Origin of the sequence: Marinifilum sp. RC60d5 (assembly GCF_052400665.1) — a bacterium.
Taxonomy (GTDB): Bacteria; Bacteroidota; Bacteroidia; order Bacteroidales; family Marinifilaceae; genus JBQTGK01.
In genome coordinates this window covers 190,748-217,093 of record NZ_JBQTGK010000002.1, presented here as the reverse complement: position 1 = coordinate 217,093, position 26,346 = coordinate 190,748, and the positions used below count along the sequence as shown (strand labels likewise).

Below are 26,346 nucleotides of genomic sequence, written 5' to 3'. Positions count from 1 at the left end.
CCTAAAGTAAGGCCTACTATCACATTGTTTTCATTGGTAAAAGTACGTAAAGGTAGAGAACCACCGTAGCCAATCTCTCCCTTGTAAGCAAATGCAAAGCCTATTAGTTTAGCAGAATCATCGAAAATATTAAATTGAAGACTTAGTGATTAAATCGATTGAAGGATCGGACAATAAATGGCGTTCTCATAGTTATATGTATTTTAGCTTATTTAAATTTAACACTAAAAATATGTCATCCCAAACTTAGTTTAGGATAACAATAAGCATTTAGTCCTCAATGATTTGCTCCAGTTTAATGTAATCGATGGCTAGTTGTCCCGTAGAAGGTTTCCAGTTTTTTTTCAATATTCGTATCAGGTTATCACCTGCCTTTAATTCTACAGTTCCAAAATCAATTTCACGGAATGTTTTCGATTGAGGAAAAGCAAACTCTTTGTACTGATAACTATTTATCAGAACATCGTGGTTTGAATCTCCATCGGGGGAAGCATAGCTTACGATAAAACGATATTTTGCTGGTTTAGCTACTTGAGCCAAAATAGAAACATGGTCGTAAGGATTATCAAAATTTGTAACATATCCTTTACCGCTATATCCTTTAATCCATGTATCAACAATTACGTTATATAATTCACCACCGGCGGCAAATCCATTTTCAGCTTCTAATTGAAGGGTTGTTTTAGTACACTTTGCATTCCCCAAACCTTCTTTTGAAGGAACAATAGGTATGATATTTTCGTCTTTATCGTAATGCAAATAATCGGCCATTACACAGCGGGTTTCACTTAAACCGCCAGAAAGCCAAGCACTGTGGTAGAACATGATATCCTTTCCTTTATAGGTAACAACACCACCATGGTTGGTTCCACTCTGACCTTCAAAATCATCGATAAAGCATCCTTTAAACTCGTAAGGTCCTAATGGTTTATCAGCAACAGCATAAAACATTTTTTCTGGCCATCTACGAGGAGTAAGCCCCGGATAAGTTAGATAATATTTTCCCTTGTGTTTATGTACCCAAGGACCTTCAAAAACATGGGTCAACTGAGAGGTTAAATCGATGTAAGTTTCAGGTTTAATCGACATCAGATCATCATTCAATTCAGCCGCGAAACATTTACGATCATGTCCCCAAAACAAATATGGAATGCCATTATCAATAAATAGCGCAGGATCTTGACCAAATTCAACCCCCTTAACATAACCTAAGTCGGTAAATGGTCCTTCAGGATTGTCACTACGAGCAATCCCAGTTCTAAAAAGTCCAATACCAACTTCTTTCATACAATAAATAAGGTAGTATTTTCCTCGATAATAAGCAGCATCTATTGCCCAAGCATGACTCTCGGCCCATTCCACATTTTCTAAATGTAAAATACGGCCATGATCTGTCCAATTAACCATGTCGGTTGTAGAAAATGCATGATAACCAGTCATCCCATAATGGTTATTGGAACCCGGTTCATCATGCGATGTATATACCCAAAGGCGATCGTCATTTGGCCACACATGTGGTGAAGGATCAGCGGTGAAAACATGGGTGAAAACCGGGTTTTGAGCATACCCTCCAAGCATCATAAAACTCAAAAGCAATAAAACAAAAAACTTCTTCATGTTAATTGATTTGTATGTAAAAATTATATTCATTAAAAATTGTTTGTTTTGTTAAACCTATATTTAATCTAGCTAAACTAGGTACATCATTAAATATTAGATTTCTAAAAAACACACTTAGGTTTTATTATTTTAATTTGATTTTACGTAATTCACCAGCTTTAAATGTAGTTTCCTTTTTACCAGAAATAGTTACTGCCACCTCATTATGCAAATAGAAATCTCCATCCTTAAATTTCAATACAACATTTCCCTTTTCGCTTGATTTTATGGTAAATCTTTTTGCCTTTAATTGGGTTCCATTTCCCATGAACAAAACAAAATCACCATTCTTTTCATTGCCAATTAATGCATAGGTAGCATCTGATGACATGTTATTGTATTGGGCTTTTTTTCCATTATAAGATGAGAATATAAAGTCTTCACGTCCAGACTTGTTCATGATCTGTAAACCTGCAAAATCTTTATTTCCATTTTCGTCCTCAAATCCTTGAATAGAAATTATGCTTTTCCCCTGCTCAGAAGTATAAGGTTCATACACCGAAATAAAAGGATGTTCCCAAGCTTCTCCGTGTTGACGAGCAGCTAAAGTTAAATAAGGTTCGCTACCTACATCATAAGGAATACCTTTGCTATGTTTAAATGATTTACATGGAGGTGATTTAATAGAAAACACTTCACGCCCTTCTGTCCCTTTCATCCACAAGTTCATAAACACATCCGATTTACCTTCTGGCATGTCTATTCTCCATTCTGCCTGATAATCCTTATTCGTGCGAATCGATTTTTTATCCCACATGTAATCCAGTGCATAGAGATGTCCTCCTGCAAAAGCCATTTCTTCGCTTGGTTTCAAATCCAAGGCTACGCCTTCCGCATCGCTTAGTTGCATACTTTGCCCAAGGTTATGGTAGAAATAATCGTGGAATTTATCTCCTTTTCGTTGTTTCTTTGAACGAAAAACATCGACATAATATCCTGTTGTTTCTCCTGTTTTAACAATACTAACCGTTCTATTCTGATCACTTTGTGTTTCAGGTTCCAGAAAAGCAACATCAGAATAAGTAATATCCGTATAAAACCCCTCCTTTTTCTCTGATTTTGGATAGGCTCCCATTAAATCAAAAGCATGACTACTGTACATTTCGGTATATGAAGAAATTCCATCGACCATAACTGTATTGTGTGCTGGAAATTGAGAATAGTACTCCAAATAGATTGGCTGTAAATAACCAGCTCCTTTCCCAGGATCGGCTCCTTGAACAAAACCTTTTCCATAAAGTTCCATGTTAATTCCATTGGCATGCATATGATTTCCAAGCGATCCGTTAAGGGAAACCATCATACCGTTTGTACCTTGCCCCATGCGCTGTACATGCCAACTTACATTGGGTGCATAAAATGTTTGTGTGATGTAATCGCTCCAACTACCAGCTTTCATTTTGGGATTAAGCTCCAATGGTTTACTGGCGAAAAAGGAAGAAATCTCTGCCTTTGTTTTGCCTTTCTTTTTTGTATAATCAGCATCAGGTTCAAACAAACGATACATGGCCGTGAATTCAGCTTCCATTTCAGTATCCTTATATTTTTGAGCCAAGCGAATCATATCACTAATTGGTTGAGTGTAAATTGGTCCATAGTAGGAATCACCAAAAGCTACAATTTGTCCATTGGGAAACAAATATTGTGGCAACATTTTAACCGCCTTTTTCATGACCGGCGTATAAGGCAAAATGTTATGATCGAAAGTATGATCGAAATCGGCAATAAAATGCATCATTTCTTTGGTAACACCTTGCGAGTAACCAGGACACTCAGCCCAAACACCATTATTTTCATCGTAACCGTAATCCATTAACTTAGTAAACGACCATTGACGTGGCGATGTAACATTTAATATATGGTTGATGTAATACTCGCGTCCTTTTGCATCTTCGTAATTCTTATTATCGCGCAACACCATGGCAGCCTTTAAAATCGTATTCGCCTGATGCAAATTCCAATTGTTTTGAGGCACTCCATTTTTAATCACTTGATCGGTCCATCGCTTAATGGTTGCATCGTAATTTGCTATTTCACCCTTGTACTTTGTTTCGATATAAGAATGTAAAAAATCGTAGGCCTCTGAAACATAAATTAGACCTCTTTCGTGGATGACTTGAAAACAAGTAAAGCCTACCAAAGTTTGAATATGCCCATTCAACAAGTCAATTGGTTCGCTTCGGTAATACATACCTGCCATATAAGTATTGAGAATATCATAGGCAAATTTGGCATAACGCTCATCATTTTCGAGCCAATAAATAAAAGCAGCATCACGAGCTAAGGACAAAATTTTCTCATTAAGTCTATTAATTATACCCCCCGTATTTGCTGGCTCAGCCCACTCGAAAGGATTTCCTTCTTTGCTACGATTTGGCAAATATAAACCACGCTCATCATCTAAGTAAGGAACAACATCTTCCAAATTGGGTATGCCATAAGGAGTCGTATAATCGCGACAACCAGAAAAACGAACTGTAGGAACTGGAGCTTCACCATCGGAGTGCGAATAATAAATACCATTGATGTATTCGTTCTTTGCTTTTGTTTTCCAGTGCATTTGCAGGCGCGATACCATCCATTCAGGATCGTCTACATGACGCTTGACATAACTGTCAATTCGCTTATGAATTCCATTAAGAACATCTTGTGCCCACTTTTCTTCCTTAATGGTAGCTTCTAATCCTGGCTTTTCATCCTGAGTGATGTATAAACGAGGATATCCTTGTTCCAAATTTTTAGGTAATGGAATCTTACTGCTTACTTGCGAATTCGCAACAATAGCCATAAAAATGAACGCTATCGATACGCTTATTTTTTTTGTAAAATGCATCGTAAAATATTTTATTCTGAAATGATTAAAGCTTTTTTGTAAGGTTTTGCTAAACGAAACTCAATCTGGTTTGTATTGTGCCTGTTCACATTTCCTTTTCGATCAATGTACTTTCCGGTTTCATCGAACAATCGAATGATAGCAGGTTTAAAATCAGTAATTATAGGGACTTTCAACACCACTGGATTATCGTTTTGTACCATCAGTCCTTCATTCGTGTTTTCGATTGAGACTGTAGCTGCCGTATTCACCGCTAAAATTTCCCACTCTTTGTATTTTAATTGATAAACACCTGAAGCAAATATAAAATCAGGAATATCCTTTTCTTCAGTCACCCTCACTATTGAGAATAACCCTTTTTGATAGAAATCATCATTCGATACGACATCATTTTCCGATTTTGATACGACAATCTGGTCATTTGTTATTCCATTGGAATGGCTAACTTTTATTTTCTGACAAGAAGGATTCTTTTGCATTTCACTAAAATCCACATCTTCTATCGGGTTATCTCCATTTTCAAAATATGGGTTAAACAGTAATACAAATGGTTTTGTCCAAGCTTCCTCATTTCTTCTCAAAATTAATGTTGGCATTTTTTTACCAATCAAAGATTTGGGTGCAGTACCAGTCCCTTTTGATATGGCATTACTTTTGGGGCTCTTAACCGAAAAAATAGACTGGTTTTCATTCCCTTTAATCCAAACTTTCATCAAATTATCAGGTTTACCGTCTTCTTTAATTTTAAACATGGCCTTTAAGTCACCATCAAGTGTTATCTCTTTCTTATCGGTCAAATAATCGTAGGCTTTTAATTGACCATCCTTTGATGTTAGCTCTTTGGTTTTTCTCAGTTTCAATTGCTTATCTGCATGATCGTAAAGCTGGAACGAATGAGCTAAGTTGTGATAAAAGTACTCGTGCTTTTGAGTATCTTCCTCTGTCTTCGACCGAAACAAATCCAGCACATATCCATTACCCGATGGCGTATTAATAATAGCCGTCAATCGTTGTTGATCGGCATTTGTTGCTGGTTCTACAAATGAAACCTTACAAAATGATACTTGTTTAAATCCAGGATTTAGTTCTCCCGATTTTGGATAGTGATGATCCATACTATATGGATGGAAACTTCGCATATTGCTATAGTTCGACTTTCCATCTACCACAACAGTGTTATGCGCTGGCATTTTAGCGTAATATTCCTTAAAATCAGGACTCCAATAGCTTCTACCTCTGCCCATATCGGGTGCGTGAACGTAATTATTAGCAAACAATTCCATGGAGATGCCATTGGTATGTGCGTGATTTCCATACGAACCAACAGTAGAAACCATAATGGCCTTATCTGCTTTTCCCATACGCTGCACAAACATACTTACATTGGAAGCATAAAAAGTGGGCGTCATTAAAGCTGATGTTTCTACTTCTTCCGCAATACTACTTAACTCATCAACATAAAAATTAAGCTGAAACAAATCTTTAGCTCTTCTTTTGTATGATCCATTTTCAATATCCGGTTGCAACAAGGAAGTGATCAATTGTTCTTTCTTCGTGTTCTTGTACTTTTTATAATTTGCTATTAACAGCTCAAAATTTTCAAAAGGAATAGTACCATGACCAGAGTCACCAAAACCCACATTATTCCCACTTGGAAATAAATATTGAAAACAGGCTAGTGCAGCCTTCTCAATAATAGGAAAATTGGCTAATTCATTGGCATTAGTCACATTATCCAGCAAAGCCATTATTTCGAGCAAAGTCGTATTTACATGCATCGAATAGGATGGTGATTCAGGCCAGATGCCCGTCTCCTGATCATAAACCAACAATGCGTCTTTTATCGCAATTTGACGTGGCGTTGATACATCAAAAGTGTGTTTCAAATAATACTGCTGTCCTTTTCCATTGGCATAATTTTCATCACCTTCCAAAACCAGAGCAATATAAGTTAAGAATCGTGCCTGAAATAAATTCCAATTGTTATCTGGAATACCGTATTTAATAATTTGATCGCCCCATTTTTGAAAAACGGCCACCGAATGATGTAGATCTCGCTTATTTTTGATAAAATAATTATACAAATAATCGTAAGATAGCGCCAAATGAATCACGGCCTGCTCATGTATCACCTCGAAGGTGGCTAAGCCTGAAATATCTTTCTGACTTGATTCATCCAACACCTCTGGAGGATTGCGATAATGCATTCCATCCATATAGGTTAGAAATACAGGTTCTGCAAATTTGGCATATTTTTCCTCACCTGTAAGCCAATATAAAAAAGCTGCATCTTGCACAATGGATAATATTTGCCTGTTGATACCTTCGATAGCATGACCCATTTTTGATGGATGAACCCACTCTTTTTTGCCTGTATTCTTATTTTCCAGAAAATAGCCACGCTCATCGTCAAAATAAGGTTCAACATCCTCGAGTTTTGGCTTTATGTAATCAGTAGCCCAATCTCGAGTTCCCGAATAACGAACTGTAGGAACAGGTGCTTCTCCATCGGAATATGAAAAATTACCTCCTTTTAAATAAACATTTGAATGTTTCGTTTTCCAATTCATTTGCAAACGGGAAACCAACCAATTCGGATCTTTTTCGCACAGTTGGATGTACTTTTCTACACTCTCTTTTTTTCTTTCGACAAACTCTCTTTTCCATTCTACTTTAGCCAAAGAGTTTTCTAGAGCTTCTCGTTTAAGTTCAGAATTAAGAATTCTAGGATGTATTTTATTTGATGTGGTGCTATTATTCACATTATTTTGTCCGCAAACAATTCCTATTTGCATCATCAACAGGAACACCATTAAAATTCTCATCCAATTAACACCTATAGATTTTACCTTATTTTGCTTATTAAAAAACATCATGAACACGGATGCTAATATTAAATTTAGGTAGAGTTTCATAAATTGGGATTTTCACTTTTCGTTAATACTGCACATTCACCTATATCGTTTGCATAACATATATGCTCTCTTCACGCAAGGAGAAATGAGATAGCTAAAGTAAATAATAGCCCTACATGTGTATCTAATATTAATCCCAAAAAGTAGTGAGCTTGTTGCAGAATAAGTAATTACCATAATCCCTAAGACTCCTTACATTCTAATTCTAAGCAATATACAAAATACCACTATTGTTTTTCAAAAATTAAAGCACACAAACTACTGGCTAGATTAAACATCAATAATCGCCTATAATTCTAATCTTAAGCTTCCTATTTTCCGCTTTTATAATTTTCCATTTACTAAAACAAGTGTTTGTCCAATCTCTGTATCAATATCATACAAGTATGTATCTCGAAGCTCAAATCCTTTTAAATCTGCTTTCTCTGAAATCAAAGGTTTTTTGATGCTTGGAACCTGATAAAAAGGATTGGTATTTGTACCACTAGCTTTTTCAAGTATTCCTTCCCCCTCTAATTCTAATTCAGAATAGGAACGAATTCGGCAATTGCCTCCAATGGTAGATTTTATAATGACTTTCATTACTTTTCCGTCTTTCCATTCCATCGATTCTATTTCGAAACCTCCTCTGGCACGTAAACCTGTAACACGTCCTTTTTTCCATACATCAGGTAAAGCAGGAATTAAATGGATAGCACCATCATGACTTTGCATTAACATCTCGGTTAAACCAGCAGTAAAACCGAAGTTTCCATCAATTTGAAAAGGTGGATGTGCATCTAACATGTTTGCATAAGTTCCCCCTCCTTTGGGTGAATCAGGGCGACCTACCAATTTAATTTGGTCTGTCATCATTTTGTAAGCGTGGTTACCATCCAGTAAACGTGCCCATTGGTTAATTTTCCAGTTCATGGACCAACCTGTAGATGGATCTCCACGGTAAATCAATACATTTCGAGCAGCTTCGGCTAATTTCGGTGTTCGGAAAGGTGAAAATTGATTGGAAGGATGCATACCATACAACATCGAAATATGACGGTGCTTATCTTCCGGATCATCCCAATCGTGAATCCATTCCTGTATTTGCGCATGCTGACCAATCTGGTTTGGTGCCAGTTTTGGAATGGTTGCTTCTAACTCTTTAACAAAGTCTTCATCAATATTTAAATGCTTGGCCGCTTCAGCTGTTCTTGTCAACATATCAAATATCAACTGATTATCCATAGTAGCTCCATAGGCAATATTCACCATCTTTTGCTGAAATGAAGGTCTGTTCTCTGGCGAAGTAGATGGTGCGAAAATCAACCATCCATGTTCAGGCTCTGGTGTTAAAAAGCTTAAGCAAAACTCAGCAGAACCCTTCATTGCAGGATAAACCTCTTTCAAATATTCTAGATCACCACTGTACAAATACTTTTCCCATAAGTGCTGACTTAACCAAATTCCTCCACTAGGCCACATTCCCCAGGTAGCTCCATCAACAGGTCCACAAATTCGCCATAAATCTGTATTGTGATGACAAACCCAACCATCAGCTCCGTACATATCTTGCGCCGTTTTACGACCTGCAACTGAAAGATCCTTTACTAAGTCAATTAAAGGTTCGTGCAACTCGCTCAAATTTGTTGGCTCTGCAGGCCAATAATTCATTTCTGTATTTATATTTACAGTATAAGCACTTTTCCATGGTGGAGTAAGATCCTTGCACCAAATCCCCTGTAAATTACTAGCTTGCCCACCCGGTTGAGAAGAACAAATCAATAGGTAACGTCCAAACTGATAGTACAAGGCTGCCAAAGCAGGATCGTTACCTTGGCTAAATTGTTTGATTCGAACATCAGTCGGATTTTGAATAGAATCAGTACTTCCTAGATCGAGCGATACCCGGTTAAAATAGTTTTGATAAAAAGCAGAATGATCGGACTTTAACAATTCGTAGCTTTTCTTTTCAGCTTTAGCCAAATAGTCACTTGCACGTTGGTGCTCATCGGCACTAACATCCTGATAGTTGACAAAGTTAGTCGCTATTGATACATATAAAGTTGCGCTATTGGCATTGCTTAAGGATACTGTATTTTCGGTTGAAAACAAAGAACCACCTTCAGGTACAACTTTTACTCTCGACTCAAAATTTACTCGCCCTTTAATAGGAAGCGTATTTTTAGGTGTTCTTTTGCTTTTTGTGTCAGCACAAGTACCTGTCATCTTTACTACATTATCGCCCTCAGTACTTACACTAACAACAGCAGGTTCAGGTCTGTCTAAGCCTGCAGAAAAACTGATTTTTCCTTTTTCGCTGGCTGTTAGTTTTATCACCAAAACCTGATCGGTAAAAGATGTAAATACTTCTCTAATATATTCAACACCATCAACAACATAGGATGTTTTAGCAATTGCATTCTCAATATCCAACTCCCGAGAATAATCAGAATAATTTTCATGACCATCGAAATTAAGACGCAAATTTCCAACCGTTTCATAGTTCATCCCAGCAGATGTTTGTGAGATAATCTTTGCATTAGCCAATTTATGTGCCTCCTTGTATTTTCCGTTGAATAAAAGTTTACGGATTTTATCTAAAATCGCCTTCGCATCAGGGTTGTCATTTCGATGTGGACCTCCAGACCAAAGTGTTTCTTCATTCAATTGAATATTTTCCTGATTAGGAATACCATATACCATCGCACCCAAACGACCATTTCCAATAGGTAAAGCCTCATTCCAGTCTGCTGCTGGCGCATCGTACCATAATTTTAAATTCGCTTTTGGAGCTTGTTCTGCAGAACAAAAACTCATACTAAGAGCCACTGCAACAAACAAAACTAGTTTTGAAAGCGACATTATCCTTTGTTTAATACCCTTCATATTATAAATCACTTTTGTATACACTAGATTTGAAACTCATCATCACCTACTTTAATTTTTTGCTCATGCAATTGACAAGAAGCAAAAATTACGACGAAAGATAAGGCAAGCTAAAAGTTTATTTTATTTCTAAAACTTCTGTTTTTGACATCAATACCTTATCTTTCAAAACATTAAATAATTACAAAATGTTCATTTTACGTAAAAAACATCTATTTTGAACAACTTTCAATTCAATTCTATTGCTACTTTTTAATTTGATTGCTCTTCGCGAAGAAGCTCTCCATTTAAAAATTCTTTAACCGAGACTTTAATTTGTGTACCATCACCTTCAAAATCAGAAATGGTTAATTCTTGAATTCTTCCATCCAGCAACTCTACAATTAACTCATTAGCACTTTTAGCTGTTACCGATTTAATAACAGATTTTGTTTCGTATGGTTCAATTACTGATAGGTAGCGCGTATTTTTCCCTTGCGTACGAACGGCCATAGTTTTACGTCTTGATGATTCATCTCCTAATGGAAAGTCACCACCAATTTTCGCTTTAAAACTTAGCACATCCATTCCTGATAAATCGATCGTAATTTCTCCAGCTTCTTTAAAATTTTCAGGCATTCCTGGCGTAGAATTTGGCATTAATTCACCACCAATTTTTATAGCTCCACCATAATAATCCTCACCTGCATTGGGTCTCAATATATTTTTGGTTTTAACAGGAAGAGAAGATAGTAATACTTCTGATCCATCTTTTAGAATCAATTTTGCATCACCCCAAAAAATCGTATTATTTTTTGCTTTGCGACCTAATTTAGTTGTGAGAGTTAATTGACTCTTCCCTTCGATGTTAAGCTCTATATTTTTGCTACCCAAAATCCAGGCACCTGTGCTATCATTTACTAAAATTTGATCATCGGCTTTTACCGAATACCATAATTGCTTATTGACTCCAAAACTTTCAGGAGCGGTACCTATCATGATATCATTTTGTTGTGGCCAAGCAGTAATAACATCAATCTTTAATGGTCCATCTTCACTGTGTGGCATACGAGCTCCTCCATTATCACAGCCTTCTCCCCAACACATTTCGAATTGAGCACGGGAAGCTCCATTCGTTTTGTACCAATCACAATCTGTAATAAACTGCGCACTACTTAGTGGGTCAGCACTCATTTGATTATCGTGTTTAATTCGCTCCGATTTATCAGCTAGTAGTTCTTTAAAACCTTTCATTTGAAACAACCAATCGTAAGTATGTTCAGTATCAGCTTGTAAATAATCGGCCAAGACTACATAATCGTCCATCATAATCATTAGTCTGCGTTGCAGTACTGATTCTGTAAAATCAGTTATCGTTCCATAAGCAGGAGCATCAACAGGCACAACAACAGAACGACCTTCTTCAAATGCTTTTTCAGCAAATGTCATATGCTTTTTGTCGCCATATATCATTCCACCATAAGGAGGATTACTCCAACGTGACTTAGTTTCAACGGCAGTTGCCTGCATCATATCTCCAGTATAGTATAAGGTTTTAAAACTTTCCTTAGGCTCCTGCATTTTTTGATCGACAACCACCATATTTTTATTGATGGATGTTTGCACCAAAAACTTATACAAATGCGACTTATAGCCATACCAAAACATTTCAGGATTATAGAAACTTCGTCCATATCGCATCATGCTCAAGAAATTGGTTCTATCGAAATGACCGTGATATCCTCCAAATGTTCCGTAATGTAACACCGCCTGAATTTGTTCGCTCTGTTCTCTATTTTTTGTTTGGCTACGCAATTGTACAATCCCCATATTATCAGAATAGGCCGATTGTTTTATTTTTTCAGATTCTACAAGTGGTAATTCAGGAACTCCATACAATAAGTTGCGGGTTTTACCACGATTAATCACTGCTGCATACTCAGGATCGCCATATAAATAATAGGCTAATTCGTATGGTTCTCCAACAACTAAATCTTCCTTAGCATCGTTAACAGCAAACATGACTCCGCGGTAATCTAAAAACGGAATAAGAGCATTCCACATATCTTTAATTCCAACACTATTTTTGTTAATGGTTCCCCATTTATCAAAGTTCATTCCATATAAACCTGGCTTCATACGTTCTGGCAACAAAGAATAGTATGGTGTTGTACCAATAGGCTTTTGTGCATCTACAAAATTCTCTCCCCATGGACGCAAAGCAATTGCCATTTCAGAAAACATGGTTGAACACCAAAGGTTGTAACCAACCGCACATTCGTACCACCATCCATCACTCATAACACCTTGCGTAAACTGACGATAAACTCCAGATGGTGAGTTTAGACACCAATCCACCAAATCCCAATCCTGAATTACCAAAGCACTATAAAAAGCTCCAGCTAATTCACTAAGATCCCAATTATTAACACCTCCATTGTCGTTACCCAACATGGCAGTTTCAACATACAAACGAAGTGTTTTTTCTATAAGTCTATGATCTTCTTTAGTCAGTAGATCACAATCTTTCACCATGTCATAACCTCTCGCAACATCTTGAAATACGCCACCTTCTTTTACAAAATTATTTTGATTGACTCTTAAAGTAGCAGGATATCCTTTTTTCTCATCGGAGAGTTTTCGCAAGAAATCAACGCACTTTTGAGCATATTCCTTTTTACCCGTTAAACGATAAGCAATGGCACAATTCATCATGCTTCCTGCCTCATTATTATGAAATAAATAAGGACCTCGAAAAACATCTATTTGTGCATCTTTGTTTGCATAGTTGGGAACTTTCCATTTATGTGCTTTCGCTTCATATTCTGCCAAGCCTTCTTTTGCCCAGTCGTATTTTTCAATTTTATCTAAAACAACATTCCAGTTTTCGCTTGTATGCACCATAAAAGGAGAAGGTACAGTAACAGCTGTAGTAAACTCTAACGTAGCTGTTGTATTTCCATTTGCAATGGCTTTTAAAACTTGCTTTTCTCTTGCCCCTTGCGGAAGTGATTCGGGAAGTTTAACCAAGACCTTGCAAGATTTAATTTCATTTGGTGATAATTCAAGCGTACTTGGCTCAACAGAAGCTTTCATTGCTTCCCATCCCACTCTAGGAAAAACGAGTTGTATTTTTTGATTTTTCTTGGATGTGTTGCCTATCTCTATTTCGTATTCCACAATAGAACCAGCTTGAGCAGATTTACCTTTAATTGGGGCATCTAAAGCAATGGTTTGCCCCTTAAGCAAATTAATATCTTTGATTTGTAAGCTTTTATTTTTTTCTGATGTCGCTTTAATTCTCAGCTTACTTACTCCTTGAAGTGTACCTCTCTGTCCTTCAGCCAGATTAAACATGTTCCAAGGTACAAAAACAGATTGCCAACCTTTTCCAAGAACATGAATAGTTGCTGTACTTTTGGCTTGAAGTTTTCTCGTACTTTCGGGTGCTACAGAAAATTCAAGTTCTATCGCTGTAGCCGATTCATTTTTAGTGAAAATCTCAAAAGATATACCCGCAAACTTACTCCAATCGCAAGCATCTGTATAATAATCTCTATAACCTTTCGAGTGACTTTTAAGCTTTGGATATGCAAAAAAAATAGCTTCACCACTATGAATATTTGCATGCTTGTTTTTGACTTTTATAATTCCTGACCAATCGGAGAAATCAGGTTTCCCTATAGAGAGTTTTAATTGAGCTTGCGTAACATTTGCTAGCAATAGAAGAAGTATGGATAAGTATAGTTTCATCAGTTTTGATTTTCTTTTAATTCTATATTTGGCAGGAAAAAATACTAGAATGAATAGTCAGTATTTGAAAAGAGGAATTTAGCTTATTGAATAACGGCAAGTATTATTAAGAATACTTGCCGTTAATTATTTAAGACTTATAGATTCTATTCTACAATTAACTTTATTACGCTAGCATAACTATTAGATGCTTTTTTCGGAACTTCTACGGAAATTACATTTCCAACAGTATTTACTTTCAATTCTGATGATGAATCGCCTAGTAAACGTGCACTTTTAATTTTGATGCTTGAATCTAAAATTAGTTTTCCATCTTTAGGCCAATCGAATACATGAGCATATACAACACCTGACTTACTAGTGTATCTTCCCCACTCTGGACGCTCGAAAGGACTTGCTTTAGCACCATAAACCGCTTCTCCATTTTCTTTGGTCCACTCTCCAATTGCCTTTAAGCGATCGATACTCTGTTGTGGAAATAAACCTTGTGCATCAGGTCCAATATTTAATAAGAAGTTTCCACCTTTCGAAACAATATCCACTAAGTGTCGAATCAATACTGTATTGCTTTTCCAGTGTTCATCTGATGGTTTATAACCCCAAGAGCCATTCATTGTCATGCATGCTTCCCAATCAGAATCGATACCAGTTGCAGGAATTTCTTGCTCAGGAGTACCAAAATCACCGGCAAATTCACCTTCTTTATCCATTCCTTCCATTCCGTTACGACCTTTGTCAACACGGTTATTTACAATTACATTTGGTTTTACACTGCGGATATAAGAATAAAAATCTTTACCCATTTCAGTCGTATAATCAGCAATCCAATCACCATCAAACCAGATAACATCAACATTATCGTACTTCGTTAGCAATTCACCAACCATTGGTTTTAAATAATTCTCATAGTATTTTGGAAATTCAGGATTCACAACCGTCTGATCTTTTTGACCCGCATTGTAATTTGGATACAAAGGAGCCTGAGCTTGTGGATGATGCCAATCAACAATTGAATGGTACAAACAGAATCTCATATCAGCTTTTTTACAAGCTTCTGATAATTCTTTAACGATATCGCGCTTAAACGGACAAGCTTCCATCACATCATAATGGGTAATTTCAGAATCCCAAAGACAAAATCCATCGTGATGCTTAGATGTTAATACAATGTATTTCATACCTGCATCTTTTGCCATTTTTACCCATGCATCAGCATCAAACTTTACCGGATTAAATTTAGCTGTAACTTCCTTTTCGTAATCCTCAATGGTATAATCCAATTTATCCATGATCCATTCGGCACCACCTTTACAAACTTCACCATTGCGCTCCCCTCCAGGAATAGCATAGGCTCCCCAATGAATAAACATTCCGAATCGAGCATCGCGCCACCATTCCATTCGTTCATCATCCGATAATTTCACGACTGCTTTATCATCAGTATTTTTCTTTGTCTTCTGTCCACATCCAAAACTGAATAGTAGAACACTAATTGCGAAAACCTGTACTATTTTATTCATAACTAAATTCTATTACTATATTATTTTTTACTCTTATTATTTAATCGAAACCTTGAAATCACTATATCGAGCCGAACGTGTATACATATGTCTTAATCCGATTCGTCCCTCAATCAATTTTTCTTTATCTGATATATCCCACGAATAAAGTTTCTTCTTTCCACCACCTTCAACATTCATAAGTAATTGTGCGTCCGTTTTTATAACAGTAACTTTATAGGTCACATTAGGAAGAAAAAGTCCGATATCAAAATAAGAAGGCTCTACTTCCATATCTTGAAAGCTAATGTCATCCGTAACTGGATATTTTCTTACACGCAAATAATCATTTTCAGGATCTTCATTAACCATAGGAAAGGCTGCATAACTAATATGAAGTGGATTCATATAATTATAATAAAGACTCATTTTTGGCACTTCTCTTAATTTATTCCATTTAGAAATATCCTTATCGTAAGGTCCCGTGCCAATTCCCTGTGCTTGTATGTATAGAATATTGACATTGATTACCTGCATATCAGTTCGCGTATAATTGTACTCGATTTTAACATCACCTTTGAAAGATTCTTTTGTCCAAAGAACAGCATGATGTGCATCGTTCCTAAATTCAGGTCCTGCAGTAAAGTTCATTCCTTTTTTACTGTTTTCAACAGTGGCAATCAAGCCATCCAAAAACCAATTATCCTGCCAGTTTCCCGTGCATGAATCAGAAAGCTTTAAAGTCCAATCTTTCGAGGAGTTTAAGCTTTCGAAATCGTTCTTCGGCTTAGCCGAACAGCTCATTAGAAGACAAGCAACAGTCAAATAAGCAAGGCTTTTAAAGAAATAATGCATGATCAAGTTAGGTTTTATATTAATCTAATTTATTTGCTCAATAAGCACTAAACTCCAAGGTGTAATTTCATGCTTAATGATTAAGTTACCGTCTTTATCAGCCGATACCACTTCAGTTTTTAGTGCATTCGCTGCTTTTTTCATCACTTTTATCTGCTCACGTGTTGGAGGTTCTGGTTTTCCCATTGCTTCCCAAGAATTATGAATATTCCCGTGGTCTTTATCTAAGATTTCGATTTTGAACATTTTTCCCGCTTGCAAACCTGTAAGTTTGAAATCAAGCATTCTCGATGTTCCTTCTTCCAATTTATTATTTCCTGCAGGAACAGAACCATAATACTCTTTAGGATAATTATAAGCTAAGGCTACTATTTTACCATTTGCTGATTTACGACTTACAAACAGATAATCATTTTTAAACAGTTCTTCATCTCCTAACTGGTGCAACATACGATAAGCATGATAGCTAGGCTTAACTAGCCCCTGATAATTTATCATTCCAAAACCACCATGAAAGATACTCGAAGCGCCACCTTTTTCTTCAAAAATATCGGTAAACGTCCAAAAAGCCAACGAATTAGCCAAGCCAAGACAATCTAGATTAGATTTTACAATATAGGCTGCTGGAGGTAAGAAATCATGCATGGCATCTCTACTACTGGGACTGGTATTCCACTCTGTCAAGTGAATTTCTGCATTTGGGAAAGCACTTTTTTCAACTGTTTTTTTCAACCATTCCATATCCAACTTTGGAGCATGAATAAAACGGGTAAGACCTCTTCCTTTTCCTGTTTCAGGATTAAAGGCATAATCGGTTGGGTAAGGATGACAGCTAACAAAATCAACAGGTAAATTCTCTTTATCGCAATACTTCAAGAAATCTTCAATCCACACACCATGCCAATCCAACTTATTAATATCATCAATAGTAAAAACTTCTTCCGCAGCTTTATTGTCTAAGGTTTCAGTATCAAAACGCGCATCGGGCACAAAGTTACTTGTAGCCGGACCACCAATTCTAAGACGTTTATCAACAGCTTTTACAGCTAATGCTGATTGCTTATACATTTCGAAATACTGTGATTTAGTACCATCCCAGAATAATTGATACAGGTTTGGCTCGTTCCACACTTCGAAATACCAAGTTAACACTTCATCAATACCATATCGATCAACCGCATGCTGTGTAAAGGCAGACACTAAATCGTGCCATTTTTCAAATGAATCTTCAGTAGGTGTAATATTGGCTTTCCACCAAAAAACTGTTTTTGAATCTTTTGCGGCCATACTTTTAGGCAAAAAAGCCAATTCAACAAACGGTTTTACGTTTAAGTCTAATAAACGGTCAAACACATCATCAATGTATTGCCAATTGTATACTGTTTTCCCATTTTTTTCAAAAACAGGAAACATATCGTCGTGAAACAGGCCATGAAAACGGACGTACTCAAAGCCACAATTTTCCTGTACTTGCTCCATTTGCTCAAGCCACCCAGCTCTTAAGGCTTCATTGGCTCTACCGGCACCTACACACTTACTCCAAAAGTGTTCGAATTTCTCACCTTCAGATTTTGTATCAATCTGAATTGAGTTTTGTGACATGCTTGCTCCTGGAAAAATCGTCAGAACCAACAATAGCAAAGTGGATATTTGAAGATGTAATTTTTTCATTTTATATTTAATTTTAAGTAGTTACAGTCTTTTAAATTCTCTTTATCGGTAAAAAAAAATCTATTGAAAAAAAGTTCTATTCCCTTTAATAAAGGGAACAGAACCTTATTAATATCTACAACTTAGTTCAGTACAATTGTATTGATAGAAACAGCTTTCAGCTTCGCTTTTAAGTTTATCTCACCAAGTTTAATATTCAATATTTTTTCGTTCTTATCTGGATTATAAACCATCAACATTGTACGTCCATCTTTTAATTTAAATGCCAATTGGTTTTCTCCTTCTGACTTCAAGAAATGATCACCAGGTTGTACAAAATGTGAAAGGTGTTTGAATAAATAAAATTCATCGTTGTATTTCACTTCTTTGGTGTTTTTATCGATTACCACCATCGAATTTTGAGGCCATCCCCAGGCACTTTTACCCGTTTCATCCAAAATCATGTTCCAATATAAGTAAGATCCTGCTCCATTATTAAAATAATGCACCATCGATTTCCAAGATCTTTCTAATGACGACCAGTCATTTTCCTGTTCTCCACACTTATTCTCTGTTTGCATTAATTTAACATTAGGAAATTCTTTTGCAATGGTTGGAATGGATCGTTCACCATTCCACTGAAAACCTACACCTTTGATGTATTTTTTGGCATTTTTATGCTTAAGCGCATATTGTACATACCTAGGATCAGGACTGTTGATTGTACCTAACCATATTTCAGTATCTATACTGTCCGCTTCAAATTTAGGACCTAAGAAGTCTCCAATAAAGTAGGACATATCTTCTGTTAACCAAGTACATGCAGGCCAGTTGGGTGCGTATAAAATTTCATTTTGCGGCTGAATCATAAAAACAGGCGTTCCTGCTTCTTTGTAAGCCTTTACAAATTTAGAAAAATACAAAGCATAAGCTTCTAAATATCGTTTCTGCATTTTAAAAGCTGTTGAACTGGTTCTAATTTCTTTACCAGGAGCCATTTTATTACCACCTGTTCTACCTTCTCCCATTTCACCAGCTCGCAAAGAGTAATGTTCGTTCACTTTCATCCATGCTGGAGGAGTCCAAGGGGAACCCCATAGTTTAAAATTTGGGCGACGTTTAAATGCTTCTTTTAAATAAGGAATCATGATAAAACGATCACGATCGATATTAAAATCACGCATTTCAAAATCTTCCGGCACATCGTCCATAGAATAATAACTCAAAGCATAATCACTTGCACCTATTGGTACCCTACCCATTGAAAAATTACATCCATCTTCTCCAAAAAGCGCATCAAATACTTTAGATGCATCTTCCTTTGGCAAAGCTAAAGTCGCAGTCCAACCCAATTCATTAAAAGCACCACCAATACCATCTACAACCTGCAAAGAACTATCAGCATATACTGTAATATCAGGATTTCCAGCTATATTTTTCTCAAATTTCGCTGCTTTTTTATCTTTTACCCATCTATCCGAAGTTGTTGTATAAATCAGTTCAACTTTTTGAGCCTCTACTTTTATAAACATTATACACAAAGCTACAACTAGCATCATTTTAATGTTCACGATATAATTTTTCATTTTATTATTCTTTAGAAAGACATTCTAATTTCTTATTCCTTATGATTCTTTTTCTTCAATTTTCTTTAGTCGAAGTAAAGCTTCAATAAAATAGTAGTCTGCATATATTATCGATGCATCAATTTCAGAATCATGAGGAAGATGACCTGTTGAATGCAACAACATTGCCTGATTCTCATCTTTACTTAGATACATATCTGTCGAAAGTTTTGTCAATAAAGAAACAGCTGCATTTCTATATTTCAATTGATCTGCTTTGTCTTTCACGAATGTTGAAAGCTCCAACATACCAGAAGCTACAACGGCTGCTGCTGAGGCATCTTTTGGCGCGTTCGGAATTGAAGGATCGTCGAAATCCCAATAAGGAACACCATCCTCGGATAAACGATCAATAAAAACATCAGCTAGTTTTTTAGATGTTTCTAAAAATTTCTCCTCACCTGTTTCACGATAACACATAGAATAACCATAAATTCCCCATCCTTGCCCACGTGCCCATTGAGAATCATCAGCATATCCTTGGTGTGTAACACCTTTAATAAAATGCCCATCAATCGTATCGAATACGGCAACGTGATAGGTACTAAAATCTGGTCTAACGAGTGTAGTCATACATGTCTCGGCATGCTTAACAGCCATATCGTACCACTCTTGTTTTCCACCATTTTTCGAAGCCCAAAACAAAAGCTCCAAATTTATCATGTTATCGATTATAGTATTATGAGGCCAGTTCATTTTCTTACGCATTACAGGCCACGATAGAATAGTTCCTACCTTAGGATTGTATAATGTTGCCAATGAATCTGCTGCTTCAATTAAGAAATCATGATACTCTGGATTTTTAGTAAGACGGTATCCATTTCCAAAACTGCAGTACAACATGAAACCCAAATCATGATTATCTACAGGAACATCAAGAACTGCAGTCAGTGGATTTGTAAAATCTTTTGCTTTTTCTAGAATTGTAGAATCATTGGATGCCTCGTAAGCATACCAAAGTACACCTGGCCAAAAACCACAAGTCCAATCCTTATTCCCTACTTTATTCCATTTTTTTTGTCCGGGATATATATTCCTCGGTAAACTGTCAACATCGGTAAGGTCATTCATTGTTTCTTGTGCTTTCTTTACACAATACTCCAAGACCTTGTCAGTATCAAGTTTTTCTATCGCTTTCTTCTCATTAGAACATGAAACAGTTATAATTAAGATTAAAAAAGCTGTTATCAGTTTGTTCACTCTCTTCATTAATTCCTTTATTTGATGCTAACTAAGGCTTTCTTGTTTAGAAATAAGTCCTATTCAAAACACATAACCTCGTTATTATTATTGCTAATTGATTTTCACCTTGCACAAGACAAAGTTTATCCATAAATAAATTAGATCTTCCAATTCATTATTAATCGTAAATTTTCGTAGTGTTTTTTTTTGGCTGTAAGCCAAAGATAATTTATCAACTGTACACTAAACATGACAGCTGCATGATTAAATCACTAGATAATATTCCTGTTCATATTGATTATAAAAATCAACAAACATATTCTCATAAGGACAAACATTACGGACAATAATAAATCCTAAGAAATAAATTGCCCGTAATGTTCTTGTTACTAACAAACCAAACTATTTAACTAGTCCAATCTGTTTTTATAAATTTGAAAATCCTAAAGATTTAATATCCTGGATTTTGCAATAAATTACTATTTAAATCCATTTGATCAATTGGTAGAGGGAATAAGTAATGTTTTCTTTCAAAATTACGAACCTCAGCTGGATCAATCACAACAGCATCAAGCAATCCAAATTTTGTTTGAATTTTTTTTGTTCCATAATTATATGTTGCAGGATCGTATAAAGCTAAATTATTCTCAAACGCATTTCCTTCAACAATAGGACCACAAATAGCTTCATTAAGCTCTTGTTCTGCAATACCCAATCTCTTTAAATCCAAATATCTGTTATTTTCTGAATAAAGTTCAATAGCACGTTCACGCATGATCTCGTCATAAATATTCATGCCATTTGCAGCTAAAGAAGCATTTGTAATACCTGGAAGTCCAGCACGTTCTTTAACCTTATTAATTGATTCTGCCATTTGAGCATCGGTTAAACTACCATTCATTTCATACAAAGTTTCTGCATAAATAAAATACACCTCTGGTAAACGAATAATTGGATAGTCGAATGATTCTTCTTTCACATTTCTGTATGATCCATAGTTCCATGAATAAAACTTTCTGCATTCCCATGCAACACCTGCTCCACCACTAGCACCAGGTAAAACCAAAGTACCAGGAGTAAATAATTCCCAAGTATCAACATCTGCAAAATAAGCTTTCATACGATAATCACGATTTTCAAATTCCTGATCGCAAGTAGCATAACCTAAAAACTGTTCAGATGTTTGTGCTGTCTTACCATCAAGGCATAAAAACATATCCATTAATTTACGAGAAGGAGCCAAACGACCTCTTGCAGTATGTGAAATGTTTTGGTTTCCTCTATACAAATCATAATCGTATTTTGAGTAAAGGATATACTCATGATTAGAAGCTTTTTCTAATCCAGCTGGATTAGATCCTGCATCTTCTAGATTATAAAGATATAGCGTACTTAAATTATCCAATTCAGCATTATGATTCCAAAGGCTATATCCTCCATTATCCATAACATCTTTAGCTAAAGTATTAGCCATTTGTATCATTTCCGAAAAAGAAGGATATGACGCTGGTTTAACAGATCCTGCTCCATTAGTCGAGCCATCACCATCTGTTGTAGTTCCAACATTTTTTTCCCAAGTAGCTTCGAAAAGTAAAGCTTTTGCTTTAAACGCTTCTGCTGCCCACTTGCTAATTTTACCTTTATCCACTTCAGCAATTTGTTGTTCTGTTGGCAAATCTGCGATAGCTTCATCAATATCAGTAAGAACTTGCGCAAATACCTCATAACGAGAATTTCTTGGTGCACTTACAACATCACTTGAAATATCAGGTACTTCTGTAGCAATTGGGACACCTCCAAATCGTTGCAATAAGAAAAAGTGTTGATAAGCTCTGAAAAATTTAGCAACAGCAACATATTCTGCAATATCAGCCTGATCTCCGTCATATTCAGCTGCTTTTTCAAGAATTGTATTTATTTTTCTTAAATACTTATAAGTGTTAGTCCAATAACCATCAGAGTCTGGAACGACGTCATCACCACGTCCTTCTTCTTGAGCATATCCACATAAGTCAGTTCCAAAGTCCCTAAATTCATTGTCATAAGTAGTTCTCCAACCTGCTAGTCCATAATAAAGATCGTTTGTTCCTGCTTTAAAATGATCTGGTGTTTTGTAATATGCAGCTTCGGTTATGGAATCCTGAGGATCCAAATCCAAAAATGTGTCTTGACATGCTGAAAACAGCATCACACAAGCTAAAAGTATAAATAATATTTTCTTCATCTGTTTAATTTTTTATTGTATTTCCAAGAGAAATCAAATAAGTCTGACTATAAATCAAAACTATATTTAGATTCATTGAAATTAATACTTGAATTTCTTAGAATGTTACATTAACACCAAAAGACCATGATCTGTTAAACGGATAAGATGAGCTTGAACTCTCTCCAAACTCTGGATCATAACCATCCTTAATACTTGTAATTTCAAACAAATCGTTACCAGAGAAATAAAGTCTTACCTTTTCAAGGTTTAATTTATCAAGCTTAAGATTATTAAATGTATAACCTACTACAAGTGATTTTAATCTCACATAACGGTTGTTTTGCATCATAAAGTCATTATTTTGCCAGTTCCATTTTGATCTTGTTCTATCAAATGTCATTCTAGGGTAATCAGCACCCGTATTGTCTTCTGTCCAAGTTTTACCTATGTATTGGTTTGTTTGATTTGAATAGGGTACAAAAAATGGATATGCCATTTTACCTGTTCTAACCACATTTTGATCTAATACACCTTGGAAGAAACAAGACATATCCCAATTCTTATAATTTAATCCTAGGTTAAGTCCATAATTATAATGCGCTTGATTATCACCCATGTATTTTACATCACCATTTCCGTCACCAATAGTACCAGAACTCGTAATTGCACCGTCACCATCTAAATCAACCTTTCTAGTATCTCCAGCTCTAAGCTTTTTACGAGGATCCTGATAATCAGGAATTGTAGTGCCAGAATCGTTAACGGTAGCATAATAAGCTTCCATTTCATCATTATTAGCAAAGTAACCATCCGTTTGGTACAAGAAATATGAATTCAAAGGATAACCTTCAACTTTAGAATTCTTTCCAGCTTTATATGTATTAACACCTTCCATACTAACTAATTCATTTTCTGAATCACCAATATTGAAAGATACATTAAACTTAAGATCTCCAACTTGTCCTTTATAACCAATAACAGCTTCCCATCCTTTTGTTTCCAATTTTCCGCTATTTGTTTTAGGAGCAGTTGCACCTAGAACACCTGGATAGTTCACATTAATAAGCATTCCATCATTCTTCTTTTTAAAATAGTCGAATGATCCAAATACTTTACCATCTAATAATCTAAAGTCAACACCAAGGGTTGTGTTTTTCACACGTTCCCAAGTTGCTGCATTGGTTGTCATTCCGTTTACATATGCAACATCCTGCAATACGCCTGAAGTTGTACCAAAAACTTTAGAACCAAACCTCATCGAAGAAATATCAGAATAAGTTCCGATACCTTTTTGATTTCCAGTTTCACCATAACTAGCACGTAATTTCAAGAATGAAATTACACCTAAAGATTCCATAAAATCTTCTTCACTCAAAACCCAACCTAACGAAGCATAAGCGAAATCAGACCACTGCTCATCATCCGCAAATTTCGATGATCCATCTCTACGGAAAGTAGTTTCGAAAATATATTTGTTTTTATAGGCGTAATTAAATCTACCCAAGAAAGAGTAAAGTCCCCAGTGGCTTGCACCTCCTCCATTTGTTTCTTTCGACTCTGTAGACCCAACATTTAAATCATAAACGCCATAATCCTCTAATCCTTGACGGTATCCATATAATCTAGTATACTCTTGTAATTCACCAGTTACACCAGCCATAATAGCAAAAGAATGATCGCCTAGATCTTTGTTATAGTTAACAAAACCACCAAAAGTCTTATAGGTTTTAGTTTTCTGCTCTTTACTTATTTTAGATGTACCATTAATAAAAGATTTTGCTGGCGTACCATCCCATCCGTAAGTAGGAACTGTTAACTGATAATTGTCTATATTCAAAAATTCTTTCTCATAAGAAGCCGTTCCTCTCAAAGACAAATCTTTGGTTAAATTTATGGTCGCAGCAAAATTCATTCGAATCTGATCACGTACCTGTGTTTCTTCACCACCATCAGTAGTTGCAGCAACGGTATTTTTATTTCCACCCATTGCTCCAAAGTTCCCCATCCACTGTCCATCTTCATTTTTAGACGCGAAAATTCCAGGATCTTGATCTACTGAATATGATCCAAAACCTGTAGAAGGATAATTTGTATTTGTATTTAAATATGAAAATCCACTTTCAATTTTAAACCAGTCGGTAATATTATAATCGTAATTAAATCTTACGTTATATTGTTTTTGCCCATCATATGCGGTTTTTAGCATCCCTCTGTTCTCAGAATAACCAGCAGACAAACGATAGCTTGTTTTATCAGATGAACCAGAAATACTCAAATTTTGTTGATTCGATACAGATGATCCATACATTTCGTCATAACGGGGAGCATTCTGAAGATAAATATCACCCCAATATGAAGTAGAGTAATATCCTGCTTCATTTTGTTGCATTCGTAAAAGGTTCTCTTCAGTTGCCCAACCCCAATAGTTGGCGTAATCTCCATCTTGTTCTGCAGCTTCAAGCCAAACTGTTGCATATTCACCCATTGTAGGAGATGTAGGACGTATTCCAAGAGTTTGGATACTAACATTACTGGTAAAATTAACCTTCATGGCTCCTTTACCTTTCTTAGTTGTTACTAAAATAACACCATTAGCAGCACGCGCACCATAAATAGAAGCAGCACCATCTTTCAACACACTAACAGATGCGATATCATCTGAGTTCATATTTAAAAATGCCTGATCACTAATGGCTGGTACCCCATCAATTACAATAAGTGGGTCTCCACCATTTACTGAAGTAGCTCCACGAATGGTAAAATCAAGACCTTCTTTACCTGGTCGAGATGAACTACGACTTACAACTAAACCTGGAGTTTGTCCTTGTAATGCTAAGGCAGGACTTGTCGTTGCTCTATCATTAAAAGCATCAGAATCTACCTGATCAATAGAACCAGTTAAAGATGCCTTCTTTTGCACGCCATACCCAACAACAACTAATTCATCTAGCCCAATTGAGCTACTTACCATTGTCACATCAAAGTAATCTTGATTTTGAATATCAATTTCAACATTTTCCATACCAACAAAAGTTAGTAGAAGCGTTGTTGCATCCTCAGGTACATCAATTGCAAAATCTCCATCAATTGATGTGATCGTACCTAAAGTGCTTCCTTTTACAATAACGGATACTCCAGGAAGAGAAATCCCTTCCTCATCTAACACTTTACCTGTTACTTTTCGATTCTGCTGACTTTCAGAGTCAAAAATGTCATTCTCGTTAGTTGGAGCGTAATGATTCGCATAAGCTGCCATATTGAACAGAACCAATACTAACAACATGCTGAAACATTTTAAACCACCTCTAAAGGCTGAATGCCTTAA

At 36.0% G+C, this 26,346-nt stretch carries 12 protein-coding genes; all 12 read right to left on the bottom strand.

Annotated features, from left to right (window positions below; translation table 11 throughout):
• Positions 1 to 270 precede the first annotated feature (270 nt).
• The 12 genes from ACT3CE_RS05055 to ACT3CE_RS05000 all read right to left on the bottom strand — a co-directional run bounded on the left by ACT3CE_RS05055 (position 271) and on the right by ACT3CE_RS05000 (position 26,304).
• The gene (locus tag ACT3CE_RS05055; protein WP_444708672.1) at positions 271 to 1,617 is read right to left on the bottom strand and encodes a family 43 glycosylhydrolase; all 1,347 of its coding nucleotides are present in this window, start codon (positions 1,615 to 1,617) and stop codon (positions 271 to 273) included.
• A gap of 127 nt (positions 1,618 to 1,744) precedes the next feature.
• A complete protein-coding gene (locus tag ACT3CE_RS05050; protein WP_444708671.1) occupies positions 1,745 to 4,492 on the bottom strand; it encodes a hypothetical protein in 2,748 nt (915 codons plus the stop codon).
• Between the two features lie 11 nt (positions 4,493 to 4,503).
• Positions 4,504 to 7,407, bottom strand: coding sequence for a heparinase II/III domain-containing protein (locus ACT3CE_RS05045; RefSeq protein WP_444708670.1), 2,904 nt, complete (start codon positions 7,405 to 7,407; stop codon positions 4,504 to 4,506).
• Positions 7,408 to 7,731: 324 nt separating this feature from the next.
• Positions 7,732 to 10,248 carry a glycosyl hydrolase family 95 catalytic domain-containing protein gene (locus ACT3CE_RS05040; RefSeq protein ID WP_444708669.1) on the bottom strand — a complete coding sequence of 839 codons (2,517 nt, stop codon included), beginning with the start codon at positions 10,246 to 10,248 and terminating at the stop codon, positions 7,732 to 7,734.
• A gap of 276 nt (positions 10,249 to 10,524) precedes the next feature.
• Positions 10,525 to 14,004 (bottom strand): alginate lyase family protein, encoded by a 3,480-nt coding sequence (locus ACT3CE_RS05035; protein WP_444708668.1) that lies wholly within the window; start codon positions 14,002 to 14,004, stop codon positions 10,525 to 10,527.
• Between the two features lie 146 nt (positions 14,005 to 14,150).
• Positions 14,151 to 15,524, bottom strand: a complete 1,374-nt coding sequence (locus ACT3CE_RS05030; protein WP_444708667.1) for an alpha-L-fucosidase — start codon at positions 15,522 to 15,524, stop codon at positions 14,151 to 14,153.
• A 36-nt stretch (positions 15,525 to 15,560) separates the two neighbouring features.
• Positions 15,561 to 16,358, bottom strand: a complete 798-nt coding sequence (locus tag ACT3CE_RS05025; protein ID WP_444708666.1) for a DUF1961 family protein — start codon at positions 16,356 to 16,358, stop codon at positions 15,561 to 15,563.
• 24 nt (positions 16,359 to 16,382) lie between these two features.
• Positions 16,383 to 18,029: a GH39 family glycosyl hydrolase gene (locus tag ACT3CE_RS05020; RefSeq protein WP_444708665.1), complete on the bottom strand. Its 1,647-nt coding sequence runs from the start codon at positions 18,027 to 18,029 to the stop codon at positions 16,383 to 16,385.
• Positions 18,030 to 18,151: 122 nt separating this feature from the next.
• Positions 18,152 to 19,594: a glycoside hydrolase family 30 protein gene (locus tag ACT3CE_RS05015; RefSeq protein ID WP_444708664.1), complete on the bottom strand. Its 1,443-nt coding sequence runs from the start codon at positions 19,592 to 19,594 to the stop codon at positions 18,152 to 18,154.
• A gap of 39 nt (positions 19,595 to 19,633) precedes the next feature.
• The gene (locus ACT3CE_RS05010; protein ID WP_444708663.1) at positions 19,634 to 20,842 is read right to left on the bottom strand and encodes a glycoside hydrolase family 88 protein; all 1,209 of its coding nucleotides are present in this window, start codon (positions 20,840 to 20,842) and stop codon (positions 19,634 to 19,636) included.
• Between the two features lie 424 nt (positions 20,843 to 21,266).
• Positions 21,267 to 23,039 (bottom strand): RagB/SusD family nutrient uptake outer membrane protein, encoded by a 1,773-nt coding sequence (locus ACT3CE_RS05005; RefSeq protein ID WP_444708662.1) that lies wholly within the window; start codon positions 23,037 to 23,039, stop codon positions 21,267 to 21,269.
• Positions 23,040 to 23,136: 97 nt separating this feature from the next.
• Positions 23,137 to 26,304 carry a SusC/RagA family TonB-linked outer membrane protein gene (locus ACT3CE_RS05000; RefSeq protein WP_444708661.1) on the bottom strand — a complete coding sequence of 1,056 codons (3,168 nt, stop codon included), beginning with the start codon at positions 26,302 to 26,304 and terminating at the stop codon, positions 23,137 to 23,139.
• Positions 26,305 to 26,346 lie beyond the last annotated feature (42 nt).